The organism is Vreelandella venusta (genome assembly GCF_015689495.1).
Classification (GTDB): domain Bacteria; phylum Pseudomonadota; class Gammaproteobacteria; order Pseudomonadales; family Halomonadaceae; genus Vreelandella; species Vreelandella venusta.
Map to the genome: position 1 here is coordinate 3,847,617 of NZ_CP065135.1, position 18,594 is coordinate 3,866,210.

Here is an 18,594-nt window from a genome sequence, read left to right on the forward strand (position 1 = left end):
GCTGCCATGTTTAATACGCTTCGATCCCGTCTTTTAGCGATCAGCCGCCCTGTTACCTTAACCCTGGCGGGCGCACTTTTATCGCTCAATGTTGCGGCTATTCTGTTTGGGGTGTTTGCACGCTACATCGCTGGTGGCGCGCCTATCTGGACAGATGAGCTATCACGTTTCTTGATCATCGCCACCGTGATGCTTGCAGCTGGCGCTGTCTGGTCTGAAGGAGGACATATGCGCGTTGGTCTGTTAGAGAAACGACTGCCCGCCCCCTTCGCTCGGCTGCTAAACGTGTACCAATGGCTACTCACTCTGCTCATTGCGGCAGGCGGGGCATGGGTTAGCTATCGCTATGCGCTGTCGGTCAGTATGTTTACCACTTCCGGGCTCGGCATTAGCCGTACAGTGCCACTGCTTTCGCTACCGATTGGTTTTTTGCTGCTGGCTTGGCATGTGCTTCTTTATGGCCCTGCGCCACTCAAGACCATCGAGGACGACCTATGATTGTCACTATGCTGGTTGTTTTCCTGGGCCACGTGTTGCTTGGACTGCCCCTGTTTATCGCCTTGCTGACCACCGCGATAGTCGGCTTTCTGTTTGTCGACCCCTCAATGATTCCACGCATGCTGCCCCAGCAATTCTTTGGTGGTATCAATGTTTTCTCCTTAATGGCGATTCCGTTATTTATCTTCGCTGGCAACCTGATGAACGTCAGCGGCTTAACCGAACGCTTGATGGGGCTCGCCCGCCTGATGGTAGGGCATTTGCGGGGCGGCATGGGGCACGTCAATGTGGTGTCGAGCGTATTCTTCGCAGGTGTTAATGGCTCAGCGGTAGCGGACACCTCGGCACTTGGGTCGCTATTAGTGCCTGCTATGGAGAAAGAGGGCTACTCACGAGCCTTTGCCGCAGGGTTGACCGCTGGCAGTTCGTTAATCGGCCCGATTATTCCCCCCAGCATCTTTATGATTCTCTACGCCTCACTGACCAATACCTCGGTCGGCAACCTATTTCTAGCAGGCGTCGTGCCTGGGCTGCTACTGGGCGTTGCCTTTATGGGCATGAACGCTTGGTATGCCTGGCGCCATCGGCTACCCAAAAGTGGTCAGTTGCCCTCGCTCAGCCAACTTGGTATAGCCTTTGTGGCCGCTCTGCCTGCACTTATCGCCCCTTTTATTATTGTTGCGGGCATTGTGCTGGGCTTTGTAACGCCGACCGAGTCGGGCGCGTTGACAGCGCTTTATGTCGCGTTGTGCGGAGTCGTGTTGGGAGGATTGCGTTTCAAAGAGTGCTGGAAAGCTATTGTCGATACGGCGCGCTTAACCTCGGCAATTTTCCTGATTATGGCCGCCTCCGCGACGATTAGCTGGCTACTCTCCTATGCACAGGTACCCGCGCAATTTGTCTCGCTGTTATCTCCTTACATAGACAACGCAGTAGTGATTCTACTGTTACTGAGTGCCATTACCTTTATAACAGGCATGTTTATGGAAGAAGTGTCAGCGCTGATGCTACTGACGCCGATCTTTGCGCCGGTGGCGATGATGGCGGGCATCGACCCCATTCACCTGGGTGTCATCATCACGCTTAACATTACCATCGCGCTAATTACCCCGCCGCTGGGCGCCTGCGTGTTTGTCGCCGCCGCGGTCAGTCGGCTGGAGATAGTGTCGCTATTCAGAACCATTTGGCCCTTTGTGCTAACAGCGATTGCGGTGCTTCTTCTACTCATCCTGTTTCCGCCACTCACACTTTGGCTGCCTACACAGTTTGGATAGTGCTCTTCTTGAATAATCCTTTGCTTGGATAACATGATGCCTTTGAACACACTAGTGAAGGCCTTACCGCCTCTACCCAGCCACCTAGCTCCAAACTGGGAACAGCTACGCCGAACATCTATTGAAGATAATGGTGAGCGCTTGGTGCCAATGAGCCTCGCTCCGGCACCGATTAGCGTATTCCCCGCCTATGCTCGGCTGGGCATTCCCGGCGCGGTACCAGAGTGTTTCGTTCGGGAAGGCGTTTATCGGGCGCTACTCGCCGCAGCGCGCAGCTTGCCCGAAGGGATCGGTCTAATCGTGCTGGACGGCTGGCGTCCATGGCGGGTACAGCAGTACTTATTTGATACCCTGCACGAAGCTATCCAGCATCATCAGCCCGGCCTCAGCGAGGCGGAGCTACTGGAGCGCACAAGGGAGTTTGTTTCGGTTCCCAGCCGCAATCCACTAGAACCGAGCCCACACCTCACCGGTGGTGCCGTCGATGTCACGCTATGTGATGCCGATGGCCTGCCGCTGGATATGGGGACACTGTTTGATGAAGCGATTCCCGCCTCTCATAGCGACTATTTCGAGCACCTGGAAACGCTAACGCCTCAGCAAGTTAACGCCCGAGATCACCGCCGCCTGCTATACCACACCATGCAACAGCAAGGCTTCACAAACCTACCCAGCGAGTGGTGGCACTTCGACTACGGCGATCAATTATGGGCCTACTACGGGTCACATCAACAGGCACATTACGGCCCGATAGAGCTGGATACCATTGAGAATCGCTGGCGCCGGCAACTGTAGCTTACTAGGCACGATGCCGCTTTAGCTAAAGGGCATCGCGCCTAGAGTTTCCCCCTGATCAAGGATGCTCAGATTGCGTTTCCTGCTACCGCATCCTTGCTACCGATAGACGAGCTTGCTCTTGCTATCCAAAGCCGATACAGCGCTGGGGTAAAGAAAAACGACACCAGCGTTGCCAGAAGTAGCCCAAATCCGACGGTTTGTGCGAAAGGTGGCCACAACCCACCTGCCGCTATCATCAGTGGAATTAATCCAGCGAAAGTGGTGATCGTTGTTGAGACAATATGGCGACTGGTGGGGCCGCTAATGACCGCTAACATGGCATCAATATCGCCTTGACGTGCAGCTTCATCGTCGTCAAACGCAGCAATGATGATAATAGTGGCATTAATCGCCACACCCACCAGCCCCATAATGCCAACAATAATGACAAAACCGAATGCATGGCCACTGAGCAGCAGCGCTACAATGCCCATGCCCATCGCCTGAGCACCGGCAATAAACACAATGGCAGCGCGGCGAAAGGAATTAAACGCCAGCACCACCGTTGCCACCATGGCAATCACCAGCAGTATCACTGAGGCCAGCAGGTTACCCACGGCTTCGCTACGTTCGGCAGCCTCGCCACCGGTTTCAATACGATAGCCAGAAGGGAGGTGGATCTCTCCTGCTTTCAGCGCATTCTGCAACGCGTCCTCTAACTGTGCCGTGGAAACTGCCGGCAACGCATCGGCCACCAAGTAGCCTTGTACTAACTGCACCCGTTCGGCATTACGGCGAGTAATCACGCTCCAGGCTGGCGTTAGCGATACCTCCGCCACTGCTGCTAGTGGCAACCCCTCTGCGACGCTATCGCTGACTAAGCGCAGCGCGGCAAGTTGTTCAGCATCGGTGCGCCACTCACCAACATACCGTACTCGAACAGGGAGCTGCTGAGTATCTTCCAGCAGCATGCCCGCAGATTGGCCGGACAGCGCAGCACCAACCTGTTCCGCCAGGCGTTGTGGCGTTAAACCTGCATCGTGAAGCGCCGTTTGGTCGATATCCAGCGTCAGTCTGGGCAAATCGCGCTGCATGCCTGCGCGCACATGGGTCACCTGCGGCAACTGATGCATTAGCTTCGCGAGTTCAAGCCCCAGCGATGACAGTATGTCCAAATCATCGCCATAGACTCGTAGTTCAACCGGTGCTTTAAACGGAGGCCCCTGCTCATACTTACGCACCACGCTTTGCGCCTGAGGAAAGTGTTGATCAAGCATCTGCTGCAACATGGGCACCCGCTGATTCGTCACCGCTAACGATTCGGTATCGACAATCAAGTGTAAAAACGCTGGGTTGTTATCCTCATTGGTCAATACGTTGTAATACATCATGGGGGCGCTTTCGCCGATAAATGCAGATACTCGTTTGATGCCCGGCAGCTCTCGAATAAGGGTGACAGCCTCATCGGCCAACGCTGCGGTATTGGCGATACTGCTAGCCGGGGGCAGACGTACTTCAATGTGAAATTGGTCACGGTCTGCCGGTGGAAAAAACGCGACGTCTAACGTTGGCATTAGCGCGATACCGCTCACAGGCACGCATAAGGTAATGATCATGGCAGCCACCGGATGACGCAGCGCACTACCTACGACACGCCGAAAACCACGCTTAATCACGTTATCTTGTAAGCCCGACGGTTTCTGCGCCACGTTAGCCAGCAGCATCGGCGAAAGCGCTGGCACTAACAGCAGCGATACCAAGTAAGAACTCACCAGCGCCACCATGACGGCCATGGCTAGCGGCCCTACGAACTCCCCGGCGGGCCCTGGCATTAGCACAATTGGCATAAATGCCAGAATAGTGGTCAGAGTGCTGGCGAGTAATGGCACCGCTAAATGGCGCAAGGCATCTCGGGTCGCAGCCACCACTGAGTCCCCTTGCAAGAAGCGCTCCCGAAGGGCGTTGGTCATGACAATGGCGTTATCTACCATTAAGCCCAGCGCTACAATAATGCCGGTAATGCTCATTTGGTGGATATCAATGCCCAGCGGCTTAAAAAACGCCAACGTGAGCAGCGCCGTAGCGGGAATCGCTAGCCCCACCGTGATCGCCGAGCGCCAACCCATGCTTAAAAACAGAATAGCCACTACCAGCACTAACCCTATCAACAGGCTGCTAGCGACATCGCTTAAGCGCTGATTGGTGTAACTGGCTTGCTCAAACACCACTTCAATTTCAAGGCCTACAGGCAACTCGTCAGCAAACGCCACTAGCTGTTGCTGAGCCCGTTCAACCCAAACATCAATACGCTGGCCAGGAGCCATACGGGCACCCACAAACACGGCTCGTTCACCGTTAAGCAGCGCCATAGCGGCGGGCGGATCCTGCACGCCGCGACGCAGCTCGGCAATTTCTCCTAGCTTAACCGTTTGGCCTTGCCGGATAGCCACGTCGACATCGCGCAACCTGTCTAACGTATTAAACTCACCGCTCAACCCGACCGTTAGCCGATGGCCTTGGGTAACCACTTCGCCTGCTGTGCGACGGCCATCACTTGCTTCAATGGCGGCGGCCAGCTGGCCTACGGAAAGCCCCAGTGCATTTAGCTCTAAGGGGTCGACCATAACTTCGACCTGCTCCCCTGCGATACCAAATCGGTGGGTGTATTCCGTGCCTGCAACACGCCTAAACTGATCTTCCAGCCGTTCGGCGTAGCGCTCCATTAACTGCGGGTTGGGCGAAGAATCTAGTGTCCAGCGCAGGGCAGCCACTATGCTAAAGGCGTAACCACGGTCATCCAGAAGCTCTGGTGTCTGCACACTGGCTGGCAAGGTTGGCGCGATATCGCCTAGCTTATCGCGTACTCGACTCCATACGGGGGTGACATCAACAACCGCGTCTTCTAATTCAAGACTGATAACAGCGATGCCCTGGCGCGACGTAGATTCAAGCACTTGGATTTCAGAAATAGTGCGCAGCTCGTTCTCAATGGGCCGCGCTACCAGCGCTTCAACCTGTTCAGGCGTAGCGCCGGGAAACGGCGCAAGCACAGTAGCCATACGTGCAATCAGATGAGGATCTTCTGCCCGAGGAAGCGTTTGAATAGCCGATAGTCCAGCTACAACCAGCAACCCCAAGGTTAATGCCACTAAACGCCGGTTAAATAACCACTCAATCCGCTGCATAAGCCATATCCTCACTGAGGGTGACCTGCTGCCCCGGGGCGATGCGGTGAATGCCGCTAGTAATTAGCCTTATTCCTGGCTCAAGGGTTCCGCGCACAAAGGCTTGATCGCCTTCGGTGTGCAGCAGCTCCACGCTCGCCCGTGCCACACGAAAACGCTCCTCTTCCAGCGGCTCTGCCACCAACACGTTCCACAATCCTCGTTCGGCAGCACGTAAGGCATCTAGCGGCACCCAGTAACCACTGGCAGGCTCGACAACTGCGTAGCTAAGCTCAACGAGATCACCAGGCACCGCGCTGTTTGAGGCGTCAAGCGAGACAACCAGCGTTTGCGTGCGGCTGTCGCTGTCGATATGGGGTAATCGAGCACGCACCACACCGCCAATAGCCTGGTGATTAACGTTGAGCGTGACTGTCTCGCCTGGTGTAAACGTCGACGCTAACCGAGCAGGCAACCCTAAATGTGCTTCCAGTTGCTCAACGTCGATAAGCTCAAACGCGGCGGTACCACTGGTCACTAAACTACCAACGCTGACATGACGCTCAATAACACGCCCAGCGAAAGGCGCTTTTAACGTGCTGTCCTCAAGGTCAGCAGTAAGGCTGTCTCGCTCAGCCGTCAGTGCGGCAAGGCGGGCTTGAAGCGTTAACCGATCCGTGCGCGCTTGGTCCAACGCCGTACGGCTGGCAAAGTTACTTTGATTCAGCTGCGCTTCGCGCTCTTCTTGACGCTGAGCAAAAGCTAGGCTGGCGCGGGCTTCCTCACTGCGTGCGGCCACTTCTGCCAAACGGCTTTCAAGACGACGGGTATCCAGTATCGCCAGCGCATCGCCCTGTTCAACCGCACTCCCTCTATCAGCCAACACTTCGCTAACACGGCCAGCGGGTTCGAAAGCAAGCGCCACTGACTGGCGTGCAACCACTCGCCCCGTTAAGCGCACGTCCCGTTCCAGCTGTTCGGAGTGAGCAAGAGACTGCGTCACCACTTGCAACAAAGCGTTATCCGTTTCCTGCTGATTCGCCAGCTGGGCACGACTGTGCTGGCTAGTAAGCGCAACCACCGCCACTGCCGTGATGCTCATCATAATTAAGGCCGCCAACGTGCCACGACTTCGGTGGCGCCAGGAAGTATTGAAGGAAGTGTCCATAATGGCCTCGAAATGGTTTATTCTTGAACGATTCGGTTCACTATAATATGTGTACGCTAGCGTTCAATATTTATTTATTCGATAGGCACGGATTTTACGCATGACGGACTCGCAACCTTTACCGCCTGACAAAAAACGCAGCGTCGGCCGCCCCAAGGATATGGCTAAGCGCGACGCGATGTTAAACGCGGCGACCTGCCTATTTTTTCGCTTTGGACTCGAAGGGGTGACCATGGAAGCCGTTGCCCGTGAAGCGGGTGTTTCCAAAGTGACCGTGTACGGCCACTTTGCCACCAAAGAAGCGCTGTTTGGCAGCGTCATTCAGCGTGAAACAGCCCTCCTCCGTCATGGCCTAGAACAGCTTCCCGACACCCATGAAGCCGTGCGTCAGTCACTGATTGAAGTCGGCACAAGCCTCGTGCGCTTTTTGTTGGAGCCCCACGTGTTAGCCGTTGAGCGCGTTATGAGTACACAGGGAAGTCAGTACCCCGAACTGCTACTGGCCTTTTTCGAATCAGGCCCCTGGGCCACTAAAAAGTGGCTGCAGGAAAAACTTGAGGGGCTAGCCCGCACCGGACATTTAACTCTTAACGCTCCCACACTGGCCGCTGACCAACTCTGTAGCATGTGGCAAGGCATGTTGGTTATGGAGGTGCGTATGGGGGTTCGCCAGCTCCCCAGTGATGAAGAGATTGATCGTCAGGTCAGTAGCGCAGTGGATGTGTTTTTGGCGGCGTATGGGAAACAAGCATGATGAGAACGGCAATCGCGGCTGTCACTTTTAGCGCTGCATTTGCGATTCAAAAAATGTCATAAACGCACGTACTTTGGCGGGCATATGCCGTCCAGGCGGGTAAACCGCATAAACGCCCCCCTCGGACAGAGACCATTCGGCCAAAACGCGAGCCAAGCGTCCGGCCGCTATTTCCGGTTCAGCGGTAATATCGGGCAGCACTGAAAACCCGCCTCCGGCAGCGGTCAAAGCCACTAAACTCACCGTCGAATTGGCTGCTAACCTTGCGTTCATTTGCACATTGACCAAGGTTGCTTGTTGCTTAAACGCCCACGTTAAAGGCGCTTTTAATGGCGTGAAGGCAATCCAGTCGTGAGCTTCCAGGGCTTTCGGGTGCGTTGGTATGCCGTGGCGTTTTAGGTAGCTGGGAGCAGCCACTACATACTGTTGAAATGTGCCTAACCGACGGGCACGCAGAGTGGAATCTTTTAACCAGCCTAAACGAAATGCTAAATCGATTCCCTCTTGCACCATATCGCTGACTTGGTCGCCGCTACGCAGTTCGATATGCAACGCTGGGTGCAAACGGCTGAACGCTACCACCACGTCGCTCAGCACCCCGGAGGAGTAATCTTCTGGAGCCGTTATACGCAGTTCACCATGTAGCTGCTGAGTATCGCTCACGGTGCTCTCAAGCGCGCCCTGTAAACTTGCTAATAGCGGGTGGCACTGATGGTAGAGTGCTTCCCCAGCTTGGGTAAGTTGCACCCGCCGCGTTGTGCGATGGAACAGCGTGACACCCAGGCGCGTTTCCAGCTGGCGAATTTGTAGACTCACGCGGGTTTTTGTACAACCTAGCCGCTCAGCTGCCTTGGTAAAGCTACCGGCTTCCACCAGCGCGACAAAGATCGGCAAACCGTTTAAATCGAACTCATTGGCGGTGGTCATTCATCACCCTACTGTTATGAAATCAATAACAGTAAATTACGTTAATCGCTATTTTTCAAATCAATAAAGCGTCAGACAATGCAGCGACAACCTACTTAAGGAGAACTGTTATGAAGATTGCACTGATTGGCGCTAGCGGATTCATTGGATCTGCCCTATTAACCGAAGCGCTATCCCGCGGCCATCACGTGACGGCGTTAGTGACCCGGCCCGAGCGGGTAGCGCCACAGGAGAATCTCACTACCGTTAAAAGTGACGTGTTAAATACCGATGCGCTTGCCGAGCAGCTACGCGGTTCCGAGGCGGTTATCAGCGCCTTTAGTGGCCACGCCCAGGAGGATGTTTACGAGTATTACCTCAAAGGCTTTCGCTCGATTTTGTCAGCCACTCAACAAGCTTCAGTACCTAGGCTACTGATAGTGGGTGGCGCAGCAACACTCGAGGTAGCGCCGGGTCAGCTTTTGTTAGATGCACCTGGTTTTCCAGCAGAGTACCGGGCCACGGCGGAAGGGGCGCAAACAGCTCTTGAAATCTTACGCGCACAAACAGCCCAAGCATGGACGTTTCTATCCCCTGCTGCTGAGATTTTCCCCGGCGAACGCACAGGCAACTTCCGGCTGGGCGGCGATACGCTACTGACCGACAGCGAAGGCAACAGCCGTATTTCCGTGCAGGATTACGCCATCGCCATGATCGATGAACTGGAAAACCCACGACACACCAATCAGCGCTTCTGCGTCGCGTATTGAGTGGCCAGGAACGCTTTCTCGACCCGACATAGTGTCGGGTCGACTATCAGAGCTACGCCGGTCAAAGATACGCAACGAACTTCCCTATGAACTCATCCCTTACGAAACGCCTCTACAACACGTTCAGCTAATACCTCGCAGGCATCGCGACTGCCCGCACGCTTGACAAGAAATACCTGATAATCGCCCAACGGCGGTAGAGAATCGTTGTTTAACCGTTTGAGCGGTGGGCGAATCAAGCTTTTCGGAAAAGCCGTCACAGCCAGATCAGCCAGCATAGCCGCCTCCTGACCAGCACAATGGTCACAGGAGTAAGCGATCCGGTAATTAACCCCAGCATGGTCAAGGGCGTTTAGCGCGATCCTCCGCCACGTACACCCCTGTTGAGCCAAAGTCACCGGCAGTGGTGTTCGCTCCACGGCAACGCCATCCTCACGACCCGCCCACACTAACGGTTCGCTATGCACCACATCACCGCGCGCCGCCTGACCAGGCTCTCCCCCCATCACCAATGCTAAGTCGAGTTCTCCCTCATCCAGCCTAGCGAGCAAATCTTGACTGCGCCCAACGACGACATCGATCTGCACGGCTGGATGCGAGCGAGCAAACTGCGCAAGCACATTGGGTAAAATACGCCCAACGACGTCGTCAGTGATCCCCAGCCCCACGCGCCCCTCTATGGAGGGAGATAAAAACTGAGTCACGGCTTCAGCATTGAGCTTAAGCAGCCTTCGACCATAGCCCAGGAGTACTTCCCCCTCGGTAGTCAGGCGCACATAGCGCGCCTCTCGCACAAATAGCGTTTGCCCAAGCGTTTCTTCTAGCCGTTTGATCTGCATGCTCAACGCAGATGGGGTACGAAATAGCTGCTGGGCGGCGCGGGTGAAGCTGCCGCTCTCCGCAATCGTCACAAAGGTGCGTAGCACCTCGCTATCGAGTAGCGGCAAGGCAGCTCGGCTGGGAGCTATGGTCGATATTTGATTCATCACGCCCACTCTTCAGAAAAACTTAACGATCAGTGTAGATCTTTTCGTTTGATTGATCCAAGGCGAAGCTCCAAGCTGTTCACAAGAGGTCGCGACCCTCTCACTTATTGACCACAAACCATACCTGTCCAGTCAGTGCCCAGACACCGCTGCCTGCACAGTCGTTGTGAAAAAAGAGGTGCGCGATGAAGTGTGAATATTCAGCCCAACATGCCCAAAATGCATGGATAAAAGCTAGCCAATTGGCGCCGCCCCCAAAGCCGCCACAAGTAGATTTTTACATGCCGGCCATGCCGTCAATGAGGCTAATTCGCGCGCTAGATATGGGCTGGTGGCGTTTTCGGCGGCGCTGTCTTTTCCGCCGCCATATACTGCCGCTATTGGCCTACGATGATCAGGTGCTGATAGATATTGGCCATTGCCGCGAAGATATTCTCTGGGCCAACAAGCTCCCATTGAAAATCGACGCCATCCACGCGTTAGAAGCCCGGCAGAAAAAGCGGTAAGCCCAAAAGGCCCAGGATCAAAAAAAGCTCCGAACCTTTCACAGGTTCGAAGCTTTTAATGGAAGCTCTCAATAGCGTTTTAAGCACCCACAATGGTGACTAAGACTCAACCGCTATTTTCACACTCCTACAGGCCCACCATCGCGCTTCTGAATAACAACGGTAGATGCCCGAGGACGTACTTGGCCACTGGTCTCAGCGGTGGCATCTTGGGTCAGTGCGCTACCATCCGCGGGCCAGTTGCCGGGGTGCTGAATATTAATAAACAGCGCCGTTTTATCCGGTGTCGCAAAAATGCCGGTCACTTCACAACCGTTAGGCCCTACGGCGAAGCGTTTCAGTTGCTGCTGATTGCTATTGTTAATCACCGGGCCAGTACCTTGAATCTCGTCCAGGCTTTTAGGCACCACGGCTAATAGCTGGTCGTTGGTGTACTCGGTAATGCCTTCGTAGCCATTATCGGTCTGAATCCAGAGTATGCCCTGACCATCATCACGCTGGTCAAACCAAAGACCATCGGGGCTAGCAAACTGGTTCATTTCAGTCAGGCCGGAATGATTGCCTTCATCATTAGTGGCGGCACCAAACACAAATACTTCCCAGCGAAAGGCATTCGGCAGGCGGCTTTCACGCCAGCGAATAATGTGACCTGCTTCGTTATTAGCGCGTGGATTAACAGCGTTGGCCGGGGCTGTCTCATAGCCTACCCCTAGCTGAGCAATGTCATCGCCTTGATTGGTGAAAGTAGCCGCTGCGGCTTCTTCACTGCGCTTCGAATTATTGGTCAGCGTTAGATACACCTCGCCAGAGGAAGGATCCACGGTTGCCCACTCCGGGCGGTCCATCGGTGTCGCTCCCAGTAGATCCGCTGCATCACAGGTGTTAATAATTACCCCAGCTAAGTCATCCTCTGCCAAGCCCAAAGCCGTTGCCAACGAGCGGCCATCGCGTGTTTGCGCGCTAGGTGTTAGCGGCAACCACTCACCGCTGCCATCAGCGTTGAAGCGAGCCACATAGAGGGTGCCGTTATCCAGATATTTACTACCAATGGCGAGGCGGTCATACGCTTCACCCGGACGATTGGCATCGGCGGGATCCCAGGCAGCGTCAGAAACGTATTTATAGACGTACTCGTTGCGGGAATCGTGGCCAGAGTAGTACACCACAGGCTGCCCTGCTTCCAGCTTACCCAGCCAGCACCCTTCATGACGGAAACGGCCAAGTGCCGTGCGTTTTACTGCGTGAGCATCACTATAGGGGTCGACCTCAACCTGGTAGCCAAAGGTGCGCGCTTCGTTGCGGTAATCATCTTCAGCACGCTCGCCCCGTGGCGTGATATTGAAACGGGCAAATTCATCGTTTTCTTCAGAGGCATCGCCCGCCGAGGTATCCCAACCATAGCGGCTTTTATCGGTAGGAATACCAATCCGCGCGTCGTCCTGGAAGAGTTGGCCGTGATTAACAAACACATTGGGCCAGTTCTCTTCGCAAGCGATATAAGTACCCCAGGGCGTTAACCCATTACCACAGTTGTTATTGGTGCCACGGGTTTGCGTACCCGCTGGAGAGAAACGCGTTTTCACATAGTCACTGCCTGCCACTGGGCCTGCAATGTCCATCACCGTCGCGCTGGTAAGACGGCGGTTATAGCGGGAGCCAGGCACATGCGACCAGTGTCCGTTAGCGTCTTTCTCAACTTCCACAATAGTGACACCGTGAGCGTTGATTTCAGTACGCGACTCTTCGGCGGGGCGCTTGCCTTCAGCATCAGTGGGGCCACCTTGAGGAGCCCACAGCGCATCTTGTTCGATATATTCGTTGTTGAGCACCAGCACAAAGCGCCGTGAGGCGTTATCGGCATCCAGAGCAAAACCAGCCATTCCATCGTGGTTCATACCCACACTCGCGGCTTGGCGCTCGGCAGTCATTGGCTGGTCGGACTGCCAGCTGTCACCAGCGTTCAACGGTGTGCCCCACGGCACCAGCACTTGGGCAACATAGCCTTCAGGCACTACGACAGCATCTGTTAGCGATCCTTGAACTGCCTCAAACGCCAGCGTCAACGGCGTTTTTTGCGCCCCGTTTGAAGCCAGTGCTTGGGCGGCACCGCCAAAGCCAAGCATTGAAGCGGCAGCCAAGCCTAAGCCGCCTCGCATTACCGCTCGCCGAGAAACATGCTGCGCTAACACATCCGCAAATGGCTGGTTGCTGCTCTGATTAAACAGGCGATGATCTTCAATTTCCTTGCTCATAACAACGCTCCTCTCGTCACGGTTAACACGCGCTAGTTTTATGTTAAAAGGACACTAATCAATTTAAATGACAGGGTAATGACGAGAACTCTACTGTTAGGTGAACGCTCATTCGCAAGCTATTCCCCACCTTTTAAAACGGGCTGGTTTAGCATCTGCACAGTGGTTAGGTAAGGTTGGGAGTGATGGTTGTGAGAGGTAGCCAAATCTGCTAAATTAATGCTAATAGTTATCATTAGCACAGGAAACGGCCTCTCATGCAGCCCAGAAAAAAAGACATTCCGCCAGAAAGCTCGCCTAGCGCATCTCGCGAAGTGACAAGTCAGGCGCTGCTTGATCAAGACGGTCAATTGGTTATTCACCATGAACAGCGACGCTATGTGCTGCGACGCACGAAAAGCGGCAAGCTGATCTTAACGGCGTAAGCCTTTTTAAATAATCACGTACCTACTACTAACCCTTTTAGCCAGCCAGGTAGCCCATCGCACCCAGCCAGCAACATTATCCATCACTTTCTGCTGGAACTGTCTGGCCCATGAAACCAACTCACACGTTAGGCTTTTGCCTTACCTTACTCCCTCTTTTGCCTGCCAACGCCAACGACTCAGACTTAGCCCCGCTAACAGTCACCGGTACCCGCGCTCCGACGGACCTGTCCCGTGCACCGCTGATTATCGACATCATCGACCGCCAAGACGCAACGCTTGCCACCGCGAGTCGCGTTGAAGACGTACTGAGCCGCCAGCCTGGCCTGCATGTGGCTGGCCAAGGGCGCCGTAACGGTCAAACACTGAGTATGCGTGGCTTCGGTAGCAATGGTGTCCTGGTGCGTTTGGACGGCGTTCGCCAGGATATTTCCACCGGCCATGTGGGCAACTTCTTCCTCGACCCAGCGCTGATTCAAGAAGTGCAGATTGCCCGTGGTTCGCTTTCCAGCCTGTACGGTAGCAATGCCATGGGTGGCGTTGTTAGCTTTACCAGCGTCGAGGCCAGCGACCTATTAGCCCCAGGTGACGATAGCGGTGCACGTCTTTCCCTAGGCGGGGCAACAGCGAACGACGAGCTACGCGGCAATCTAACGGCATTTGGCCGTCGCGATACAGCTAATGGGCAAGTGGACGGGCTATTTTCGGTGGGTCGCAGCGAGTCCGGCGATATTCGTCGCGCGGGCGGTGATGAAGCAGTAGAAGATGCCAGCCTCAATAGCCTGCTTTTGAAAGGCGGCTGGGAACCAAGCGATGAGCAGCGGGTGTTTATTAGCTGGCAGCACTATGCTGAGCGCGCCACCCAACCCGCTAATCCGCAGCAGCTATCAACCAACGCTAGCAACCCATTACGCGACCGTGATGTTGAGAGTAATAACGTACAACTTGGCCACCGCTGGCAACCGAGTGGGGCCACTGAAATCACCTCTCAGCTTACCTTTAGCCAACAGGATATCGACGAGCCACAGGCTAACCGTACCCTTGAGCGAGTCGGCTTGCAAAGCGATGGCTATCACAGCATCGACCATGGCTGGCTTTCACAAACACTGGTGTTTGGCGCTGAACTGGAGCAGGCCCGCCAACGGCCTAACGGTGAAGCGAATGGTTTCCCGAAGGCTGATATCGATACTCAGTCAGCCTATCTTGACACCACCCTTACCGCGGGCCGCTATTTAGCTGAGGGCGGTGCGGGGCAGTTTGACGTTGGCATTGGCGCGCGCTATGACCGCTATGATGCCAGTGGTAAAAACGATGCCGACAGCGTGCACGACCAAGTGTCGCCGCGCTTTCGTCTTGCCTGGCGACCCGATGACACCTTAATGCTATTCTCCGGCTACGCCGAAGCCTTCCGCGCCCCCAGCCTTTCCGAGCTTTACGCCAACGAGCGTCACTTTGCCGGGTTCTGCGCTGGGCCATCTTTCTGCACGCCCGACAACTACTGGATTCCCAACCCGAACCTGTCGCCTGAAACCAGCCGCACCTGGGAAAGCGGTGTGGTATGGCACCAAGGCGACTGGCAGGCGCGCGCCAGCTACTTTGACACTCGTGCAGACGACTTCATCGACACCCAGGTCGATATCATGGCGGGCACCACTCAGGCCGTAAACGTGCAGCGTGCCCAGCTATGGGGCTATGACGCCCGCCTTACTTGGCAGCCTAGCGCATTCCCGCTACTAACCAGCTTTGTAGGTCTTTCAGAGGTATCCGGCAAAGATCGCGATAGTGGTGAGGCTCTGGGTAGCCAAACACCGCTGGAAATGACCCTGGGCAGTGATGTTGCGCTTTATAACAACGCTGTACGGATCGGCTGGCAAGGCCGCTTTGCCCAGGCGTTCGACAAACAGGGCGACGATGAACGCCTACCAGGCTATGGGCTGCACGATATCCATCTTGCCTGGCAAATCACTCCCGCTATTGATACCGCGCTGCGCCTCGCCAACCTCGGCGACAAAGTGTGGTATCGGCCCGATGGCAGTCTGGGCGACGGACGTAGCCTGTTCGCCACCCTCAACTGGCAGTGGTAACTCCTTGCAATGTTAAGCCTAGAGGTGACGTATGATTGAGTCCCAGCAGATCGCAATTCTCGAAGCCTTTGACGCAGCACGAGCGGCACAGCCGCGCCTGCCAGCGATTGATATTGCCGAGCGCTTATCAATTAGTGAAGGCGAACTTCAGGCCGCGCGCTTAGGCCGTGACGTATGGACGCTGCCCCTCACGCCGAAAGACCTTGCGTCTCGCCTCCCTCTGTTAGGCCGAGTCAAAGCGCTCACCCGCTCCCGTTTAGCTGTGCTTGAGCAAACCGGTGATTACCCTGACCTGGACGGCGGGCCGCAAACTGGCTTGCTGCTTGACCCAGGCGGCCTAGATTTACGGTTGCTGTACTCCCACTGGCACTGGGCTTGCCTAATTCGTGACCCCATGCCCACGGAGAACGAGCAAGGCCAGTGGCGCTGGAGCTTGCAAATTTTCAATCAGCATGGCTGCGCCATCCACAAAAGCTTTGCGCTGGAAAATCCGCTGCCCCGCCCATGGGGCGCATTAGCCGCTCTAGGCACCCTAGATACTCCTGCGTTTACCCAAAGCGTGCCTCGCTTAAAGCGTGCGCTTCCTGAAGCGCCGACACTCGCCAGCGAATGGGCGGCGATGCGCGATGTGCACCAATTTTTCGCCCTGCTCCAGCGCCACCATCTAGAGCGCATTGAAGCCAACCAGCTAATGGAAGGCCGTTATACCCGCGCGCTGCCCGTCGATGCCCTGGAAAATCTGTTAACCAAAGCCAGTCAGCGCGCACTGCCACTGATGCTGTTCGTAGCCAGTCCTGGCTGTGTGCAAATTCGCACGGGCACGCTACCTGAACCTCAGCGCGCCCGCGGCTGGCTGAACCTGTTTGGCGAGCAGTTCACGCTGCACCTTAATGACACCGCCATTGAGCAAGTGTGGCAGGTCAGCAAGCCTAACCGCGACGGTGGCGTCACCAGTGTAGAAGCCTTTGATGCCGAAGGCTCTTTGGTGCTGCAAATTTACGCCGAGCGCCAGGAAGGTCGCGTGGAGCGTCCAGAGTGGCGGCAGTTGCTAAATGAGCTTGGCAGTCAAGAGGCCGTGGCATGAGCGCCTCACGCTTCGCACGCCGCTCGCTTGCCGCGCTACTGATTGGCTGGTTAACCACTGGCGGGGCACTAGCCAACGAACGCTGGGTCATTTTGGGCGGCGATATCGCTGAAACCATCGCCGCGCTTGACGCGGATATCGAGGTCGTCGCCCGCGACGATACGGTACTCCACCCACCAGCAATGGCCGCCCTGCCTTCGGTCGGCTACCTGCGCCAGCTGTCGGCGGAGAGCGTCCTCTCCGTCGCACCGGATCGCGTGTTAGCAGCGGGGCATTCCGGCCCGAAGGAAGTGCTGGAACAGCTAGAGGCTGTAGGCGTAACGGTTGATGTGATTGACGCGCCCACCTCGCTTAAAGCGATTCCTGAAAAAGTCCAATCTGTCGCGCGATTAACAGAGCGTGACGACGCTGGTGAACGCCTAGCAGCCGTCTTAACGGATAAGCTTGAGCGGCTGGCCAACTTGCCCGCCCTACCTTCGATCCGTGCGATGTTTATCATGCAGCATAGCGGCTTAACTCCACGTGCAGCGGGGAGCAATACGGCGGCGCACACTGCGCTTGAAGCGGTGGGGCTGGAAAATGCCTTTGCCGAGATGCAGGGCTACCACAGCGTGGGTGCCGAAGCCCTGGCGAAGGAAGCTCCCGCGCTAGTGATTATGTCCCAACGTGGGTTAGACGCGCTAGGCGGTGAAAATGCGCTTTGGCAGTTACCGGGCATGCGCTTAACTCCCGCAGGGCGCGAACAGCGGCTTATGGTGATTGATGATCAGGCATTGCTCGGCTTTGGCCCCCGCACGCCTGACCAGCTACTCACCTTGCGCCAGGACATTGAAGCGCTGCTTGGCACAGAGCAGGCTAGCCAATGATCACCAGCGCTTCCCATGATCGCTATCGTCCCTTATTACCGCTTAGCCGAACAACACGGGTGTTAAGCGGCCTTACCCTGGCATTATTGGTCGCCCTTGGCTGGGGTGCTGCTTCAGGCGCGTTAGGCGTGTCACCCTGGGCACTCATCAATAGCAGCGCAGATGAACTCAGTGTCCAAGTGTGGTGGCAGCTACGCCTACCGCGCCTACTCTTGGGGGTTGCCGTGGGAGCGATGCTGGCGGGCAGTGGCGCTGCTATGCAGGGGTTATTTAGAAATCCATTGGCCGACCCAACGCTATTAGGCCTTGCCAGTGGTGCAGGACTATTTGTAGCACTTTGGATTGTGCTATTTCAGGGCAGCGCTGCCGGTAGCCTCTATGGCCAGTTTGCAGCGGGCTTTCTCGGTGCGCTTAGCGTTTGCTTAGTGGTGTTTGGCATTGCCAAGCGCCAAGGGGGTGGCAGTGCAGCCGTCATGTCACTGCTACTAGCAGGTTTGGCAATCAACACGTTAGCAGGCGCTGGAGGCGGCATACTGGCGTTTATTGCCAGCGACGAGCAACTTCGTCAGCTCAGCTTATGGGGAATGGGCACGCTTACCAACGCTCTGTGGCGCACCACAGCCGTAGCCCTTGCCCTGATTGCTTTTGCCCTATGGCTGTTAATACGCAGTGCTCGTGAGCTTGACCTACTTCAGTTGGGCGAATCTACCGCCCATGCAGCAGGACTGGATGCGATGCGTTTAAAACGCCGCGTGGTCGTTGCTACCTCGCTGGGTGTAGGGCTGTGCGTCGCGCTTACCGGCGTGATTGGCTTTCTTGGTTTGCTCGTCCCCCACTGCCTGCGACTGTGGCTCGGGCCTGGCCATCGATTGCTGCTCCCCGCCTCTATGTTAGGCGGTGCATTACTGCTAGTGGTGGCCGATACCCTGGCGCGCACCCTCGGTGCCCCCGCCGAAATTCCCGTTGGGCTATTAACTAGCCTACTGGGCGGCCCCTATTTTCTTTACCTGCTAATGCGTCGGAACCGGGCATGCTAACCCTACACCAGGCGGGTTTTACCACCACGCCCTCAATCGCGCC

Annotated in this window: 16 protein-coding genes; 11 read left to right on the forward strand and 5 right to left on the reverse strand. The window is 55.8% G+C overall.

Annotated features, from left to right (window positions below; translation table 11 throughout):
* Nucleotides 1-6 precede the first annotated feature (6 nt).
* From IR195_RS17895 to IR195_RS17905, 3 genes are read left to right on the forward strand one after another with little or no spacing between them, the layout of a single operon-like run.
* Nucleotides 7-498, forward strand: a complete 492-nt coding sequence (locus IR195_RS17895; protein WP_120386249.1) for a TRAP transporter small permease — start codon at nt 7-9, stop codon at nt 496-498.
* Complete coding sequence (locus tag IR195_RS17900; protein ID WP_206048220.1) at nt 495-1,772, forward strand: TRAP transporter large permease; 1,278 nt, start codon at nt 495-497, stop codon at nt 1,770-1,772. The genes IR195_RS17895 and IR195_RS17900 overlap by 4 nt, the downstream gene beginning before the upstream one ends.
* A gap of 33 nt (nt 1,773-1,805) precedes the next feature.
* Nucleotides 1,806-2,567, forward strand: coding sequence for a M15 family metallopeptidase (locus IR195_RS17905; protein WP_198350388.1), 762 nt, complete (start codon nt 1,806-1,808; stop codon nt 2,565-2,567).
* Nucleotides 2,568-2,635: 68 nt separating this feature from the next.
* Here the strand turns inward: IR195_RS17905 and IR195_RS17910 are convergent, their stop codons facing one another.
* Together IR195_RS17910 and IR195_RS17915 are read right to left on the reverse strand one after the other, a co-directional pair.
* Nucleotides 2,636-5,734 (reverse strand): efflux RND transporter permease subunit, encoded by a 3,099-nt coding sequence (locus tag IR195_RS17910; protein WP_206048221.1) that lies wholly within the window; start codon nt 5,732-5,734, stop codon nt 2,636-2,638.
* A complete protein-coding gene (locus IR195_RS17915; RefSeq protein WP_206048222.1) occupies nt 5,721-6,881 on the reverse strand; it encodes an efflux RND transporter periplasmic adaptor subunit in 1,161 nt (386 codons plus the stop codon). The genes IR195_RS17910 and IR195_RS17915 overlap by 14 nt, the downstream gene beginning before the upstream one ends.
* 100 nt (nt 6,882-6,981) lie before the next feature.
* Here IR195_RS17915 and IR195_RS17920 point away from each other — a divergent pair, with 100 nt between their 5' ends.
* Complete coding sequence (locus IR195_RS17920; protein WP_125752024.1) at nt 6,982-7,635, forward strand: TetR/AcrR family transcriptional regulator; 654 nt, start codon at nt 6,982-6,984, stop codon at nt 7,633-7,635.
* Nucleotides 7,636-7,662: 27 nt separating this feature from the next.
* On the opposite strand, the gene IR195_RS17925 is transcribed toward IR195_RS17920, so the two are convergent.
* A complete protein-coding gene (locus IR195_RS17925; protein ID WP_206048223.1) occupies nt 7,663-8,562 on the reverse strand; it encodes a LysR family transcriptional regulator in 900 nt (299 codons plus the stop codon).
* Nucleotides 8,563-8,672: 110 nt separating this feature from the next.
* On the opposite strand from IR195_RS17925, the gene IR195_RS17930 reads away from it, so the two are divergent.
* Nucleotides 8,673-9,311 carry an NAD(P)-dependent oxidoreductase gene (locus tag IR195_RS17930; protein ID WP_206048224.1) on the forward strand — a complete coding sequence of 213 codons (639 nt, stop codon included), beginning with the start codon at nt 8,673-8,675 and terminating at the stop codon, nt 9,309-9,311.
* A 92-nt stretch (nt 9,312-9,403) separates the two neighbouring features.
* On the opposite strand, the gene IR195_RS17935 is transcribed toward IR195_RS17930, so the two are convergent.
* The gene (locus IR195_RS17935; RefSeq protein WP_206048225.1) at nt 9,404-10,297 is read right to left on the reverse strand and encodes a LysR substrate-binding domain-containing protein; all 894 of its coding nucleotides are present in this window, start codon (nt 10,295-10,297) and stop codon (nt 9,404-9,406) included.
* A gap of 185 nt (nt 10,298-10,482) precedes the next feature.
* Between IR195_RS17935 and IR195_RS17940 the strand changes: the two genes are divergently transcribed.
* Entirely contained in the window at nt 10,483-10,803 is a 321-nt protein-coding gene (locus tag IR195_RS17940) for a hypothetical protein (RefSeq protein ID WP_125752034.1), read from the forward strand.
* A gap of 119 nt (nt 10,804-10,922) precedes the next feature.
* Here IR195_RS17940 and IR195_RS17945 read toward each other — a convergent pair whose 3' ends face one another.
* A complete protein-coding gene (locus tag IR195_RS17945; RefSeq protein ID WP_206048226.1) occupies nt 10,923-13,055 on the reverse strand; it encodes a PhoX family protein in 2,133 nt (710 codons plus the stop codon).
* Between the two features lie 257 nt (nt 13,056-13,312).
* Here IR195_RS17945 and hemP point away from each other — a divergent pair, with 257 nt between their 5' ends.
* The 5 genes from hemP (at nt 13,313) to IR195_RS17970 (ending at nt 18,551) form a co-directional block, all read left to right on the forward strand.
* Nucleotides 13,313-13,480 carry a hemin uptake protein HemP gene (gene hemP / locus IR195_RS17950; protein WP_125752040.1) on the forward strand — a complete coding sequence of 56 codons (168 nt, stop codon included), beginning with the start codon at nt 13,313-13,315 and terminating at the stop codon, nt 13,478-13,480.
* 110 nt (nt 13,481-13,590) lie between these two features.
* Nucleotides 13,591-15,564 carry a TonB-dependent receptor domain-containing protein gene (locus IR195_RS17955; RefSeq protein ID WP_206048227.1) on the forward strand — a complete coding sequence of 658 codons (1,974 nt, stop codon included), beginning with the start codon at nt 13,591-13,593 and terminating at the stop codon, nt 15,562-15,564.
* Between the two features lie 31 nt (nt 15,565-15,595).
* Nucleotides 15,596-16,648 (forward strand): ChuX/HutX family heme-like substrate-binding protein, encoded by a 1,053-nt coding sequence (locus tag IR195_RS17960; RefSeq protein ID WP_206048228.1) that lies wholly within the window; start codon nt 15,596-15,598, stop codon nt 16,646-16,648.
* Complete coding sequence (locus IR195_RS17965; protein WP_206048229.1) at nt 16,645-17,514, forward strand: heme/hemin ABC transporter substrate-binding protein; 870 nt, start codon at nt 16,645-16,647, stop codon at nt 17,512-17,514. The genes IR195_RS17960 and IR195_RS17965 overlap by 4 nt, the downstream gene beginning before the upstream one ends.
* Complete coding sequence (locus tag IR195_RS17970) at nt 17,511-18,551, forward strand: FecCD family ABC transporter permease (RefSeq protein WP_125752052.1); 1,041 nt, start codon at nt 17,511-17,513, stop codon at nt 18,549-18,551. The genes IR195_RS17965 and IR195_RS17970 overlap by 4 nt, the downstream gene beginning before the upstream one ends.
* Nucleotides 18,552-18,594 lie beyond the last annotated feature (43 nt).

Bases quoted from the DNA above. Each gene is read 5' to 3' on its own strand.
- IR195_RS17895 (WP_120386249.1), top strand. From the start codon at position 7: ATGTTTAATACGCTTCGATCCCGTCTTTTAGCGATCAGCCGCCCTGTT.
- IR195_RS17900 (WP_206048220.1), top strand. From the start codon at position 495: ATGATTGTCACTATGCTGGTTGTTTTCCTGGGCCACGTGTTGCTTGGA.
- IR195_RS17905 (WP_198350388.1), top strand. From the start codon at position 1,806: ATGATGCCTTTGAACACACTAGTGAAGGCCTTACCGCCTCTACCCAGC.
- IR195_RS17910 (WP_206048221.1), bottom strand. From the start codon at position 5,734: ATGCAGCGGATTGAGTGGTTATTTAACCGGCGTTTAGTGGCATTAACC.
- IR195_RS17915 (WP_206048222.1), bottom strand. From the start codon at position 6,881: ATGGACACTTCCTTCAATACTTCCTGGCGCCACCGAAGTCGTGGCACG.
- IR195_RS17920 (WP_125752024.1), top strand. From the start codon at position 6,982: ATGACGGACTCGCAACCTTTACCGCCTGACAAAAAACGCAGCGTCGGC.
- IR195_RS17925 (WP_206048223.1), bottom strand. From the start codon at position 8,562: ATGACCACCGCCAATGAGTTCGATTTAAACGGTTTGCCGATCTTTGTC.
- IR195_RS17930 (WP_206048224.1), top strand. From the start codon at position 8,673: ATGAAGATTGCACTGATTGGCGCTAGCGGATTCATTGGATCTGCCCTA.
- IR195_RS17935 (WP_206048225.1), bottom strand. From the start codon at position 10,297: ATGAATCAAATATCGACCATAGCTCCCAGCCGAGCTGCCTTGCCGCTA.
- IR195_RS17940 (WP_125752034.1), top strand. From the start codon at position 10,483: ATGAAGTGTGAATATTCAGCCCAACATGCCCAAAATGCATGGATAAAA.
- IR195_RS17945 (WP_206048226.1), bottom strand. From the start codon at position 13,055: ATGAGCAAGGAAATTGAAGATCATCGCCTGTTTAATCAGAGCAGCAAC.
- hemP (WP_125752040.1), top strand. From the start codon at position 13,313: ATGCAGCCCAGAAAAAAAGACATTCCGCCAGAAAGCTCGCCTAGCGCA.
- IR195_RS17955 (WP_206048227.1), top strand. From the start codon at position 13,591: ATGAAACCAACTCACACGTTAGGCTTTTGCCTTACCTTACTCCCTCTT.
- IR195_RS17960 (WP_206048228.1), top strand. From the start codon at position 15,596: ATGATTGAGTCCCAGCAGATCGCAATTCTCGAAGCCTTTGACGCAGCA.
- IR195_RS17965 (WP_206048229.1), top strand. From the start codon at position 16,645: ATGAGCGCCTCACGCTTCGCACGCCGCTCGCTTGCCGCGCTACTGATT.
- IR195_RS17970 (WP_125752052.1), top strand. From the start codon at position 17,511: ATGATCACCAGCGCTTCCCATGATCGCTATCGTCCCTTATTACCGCTT.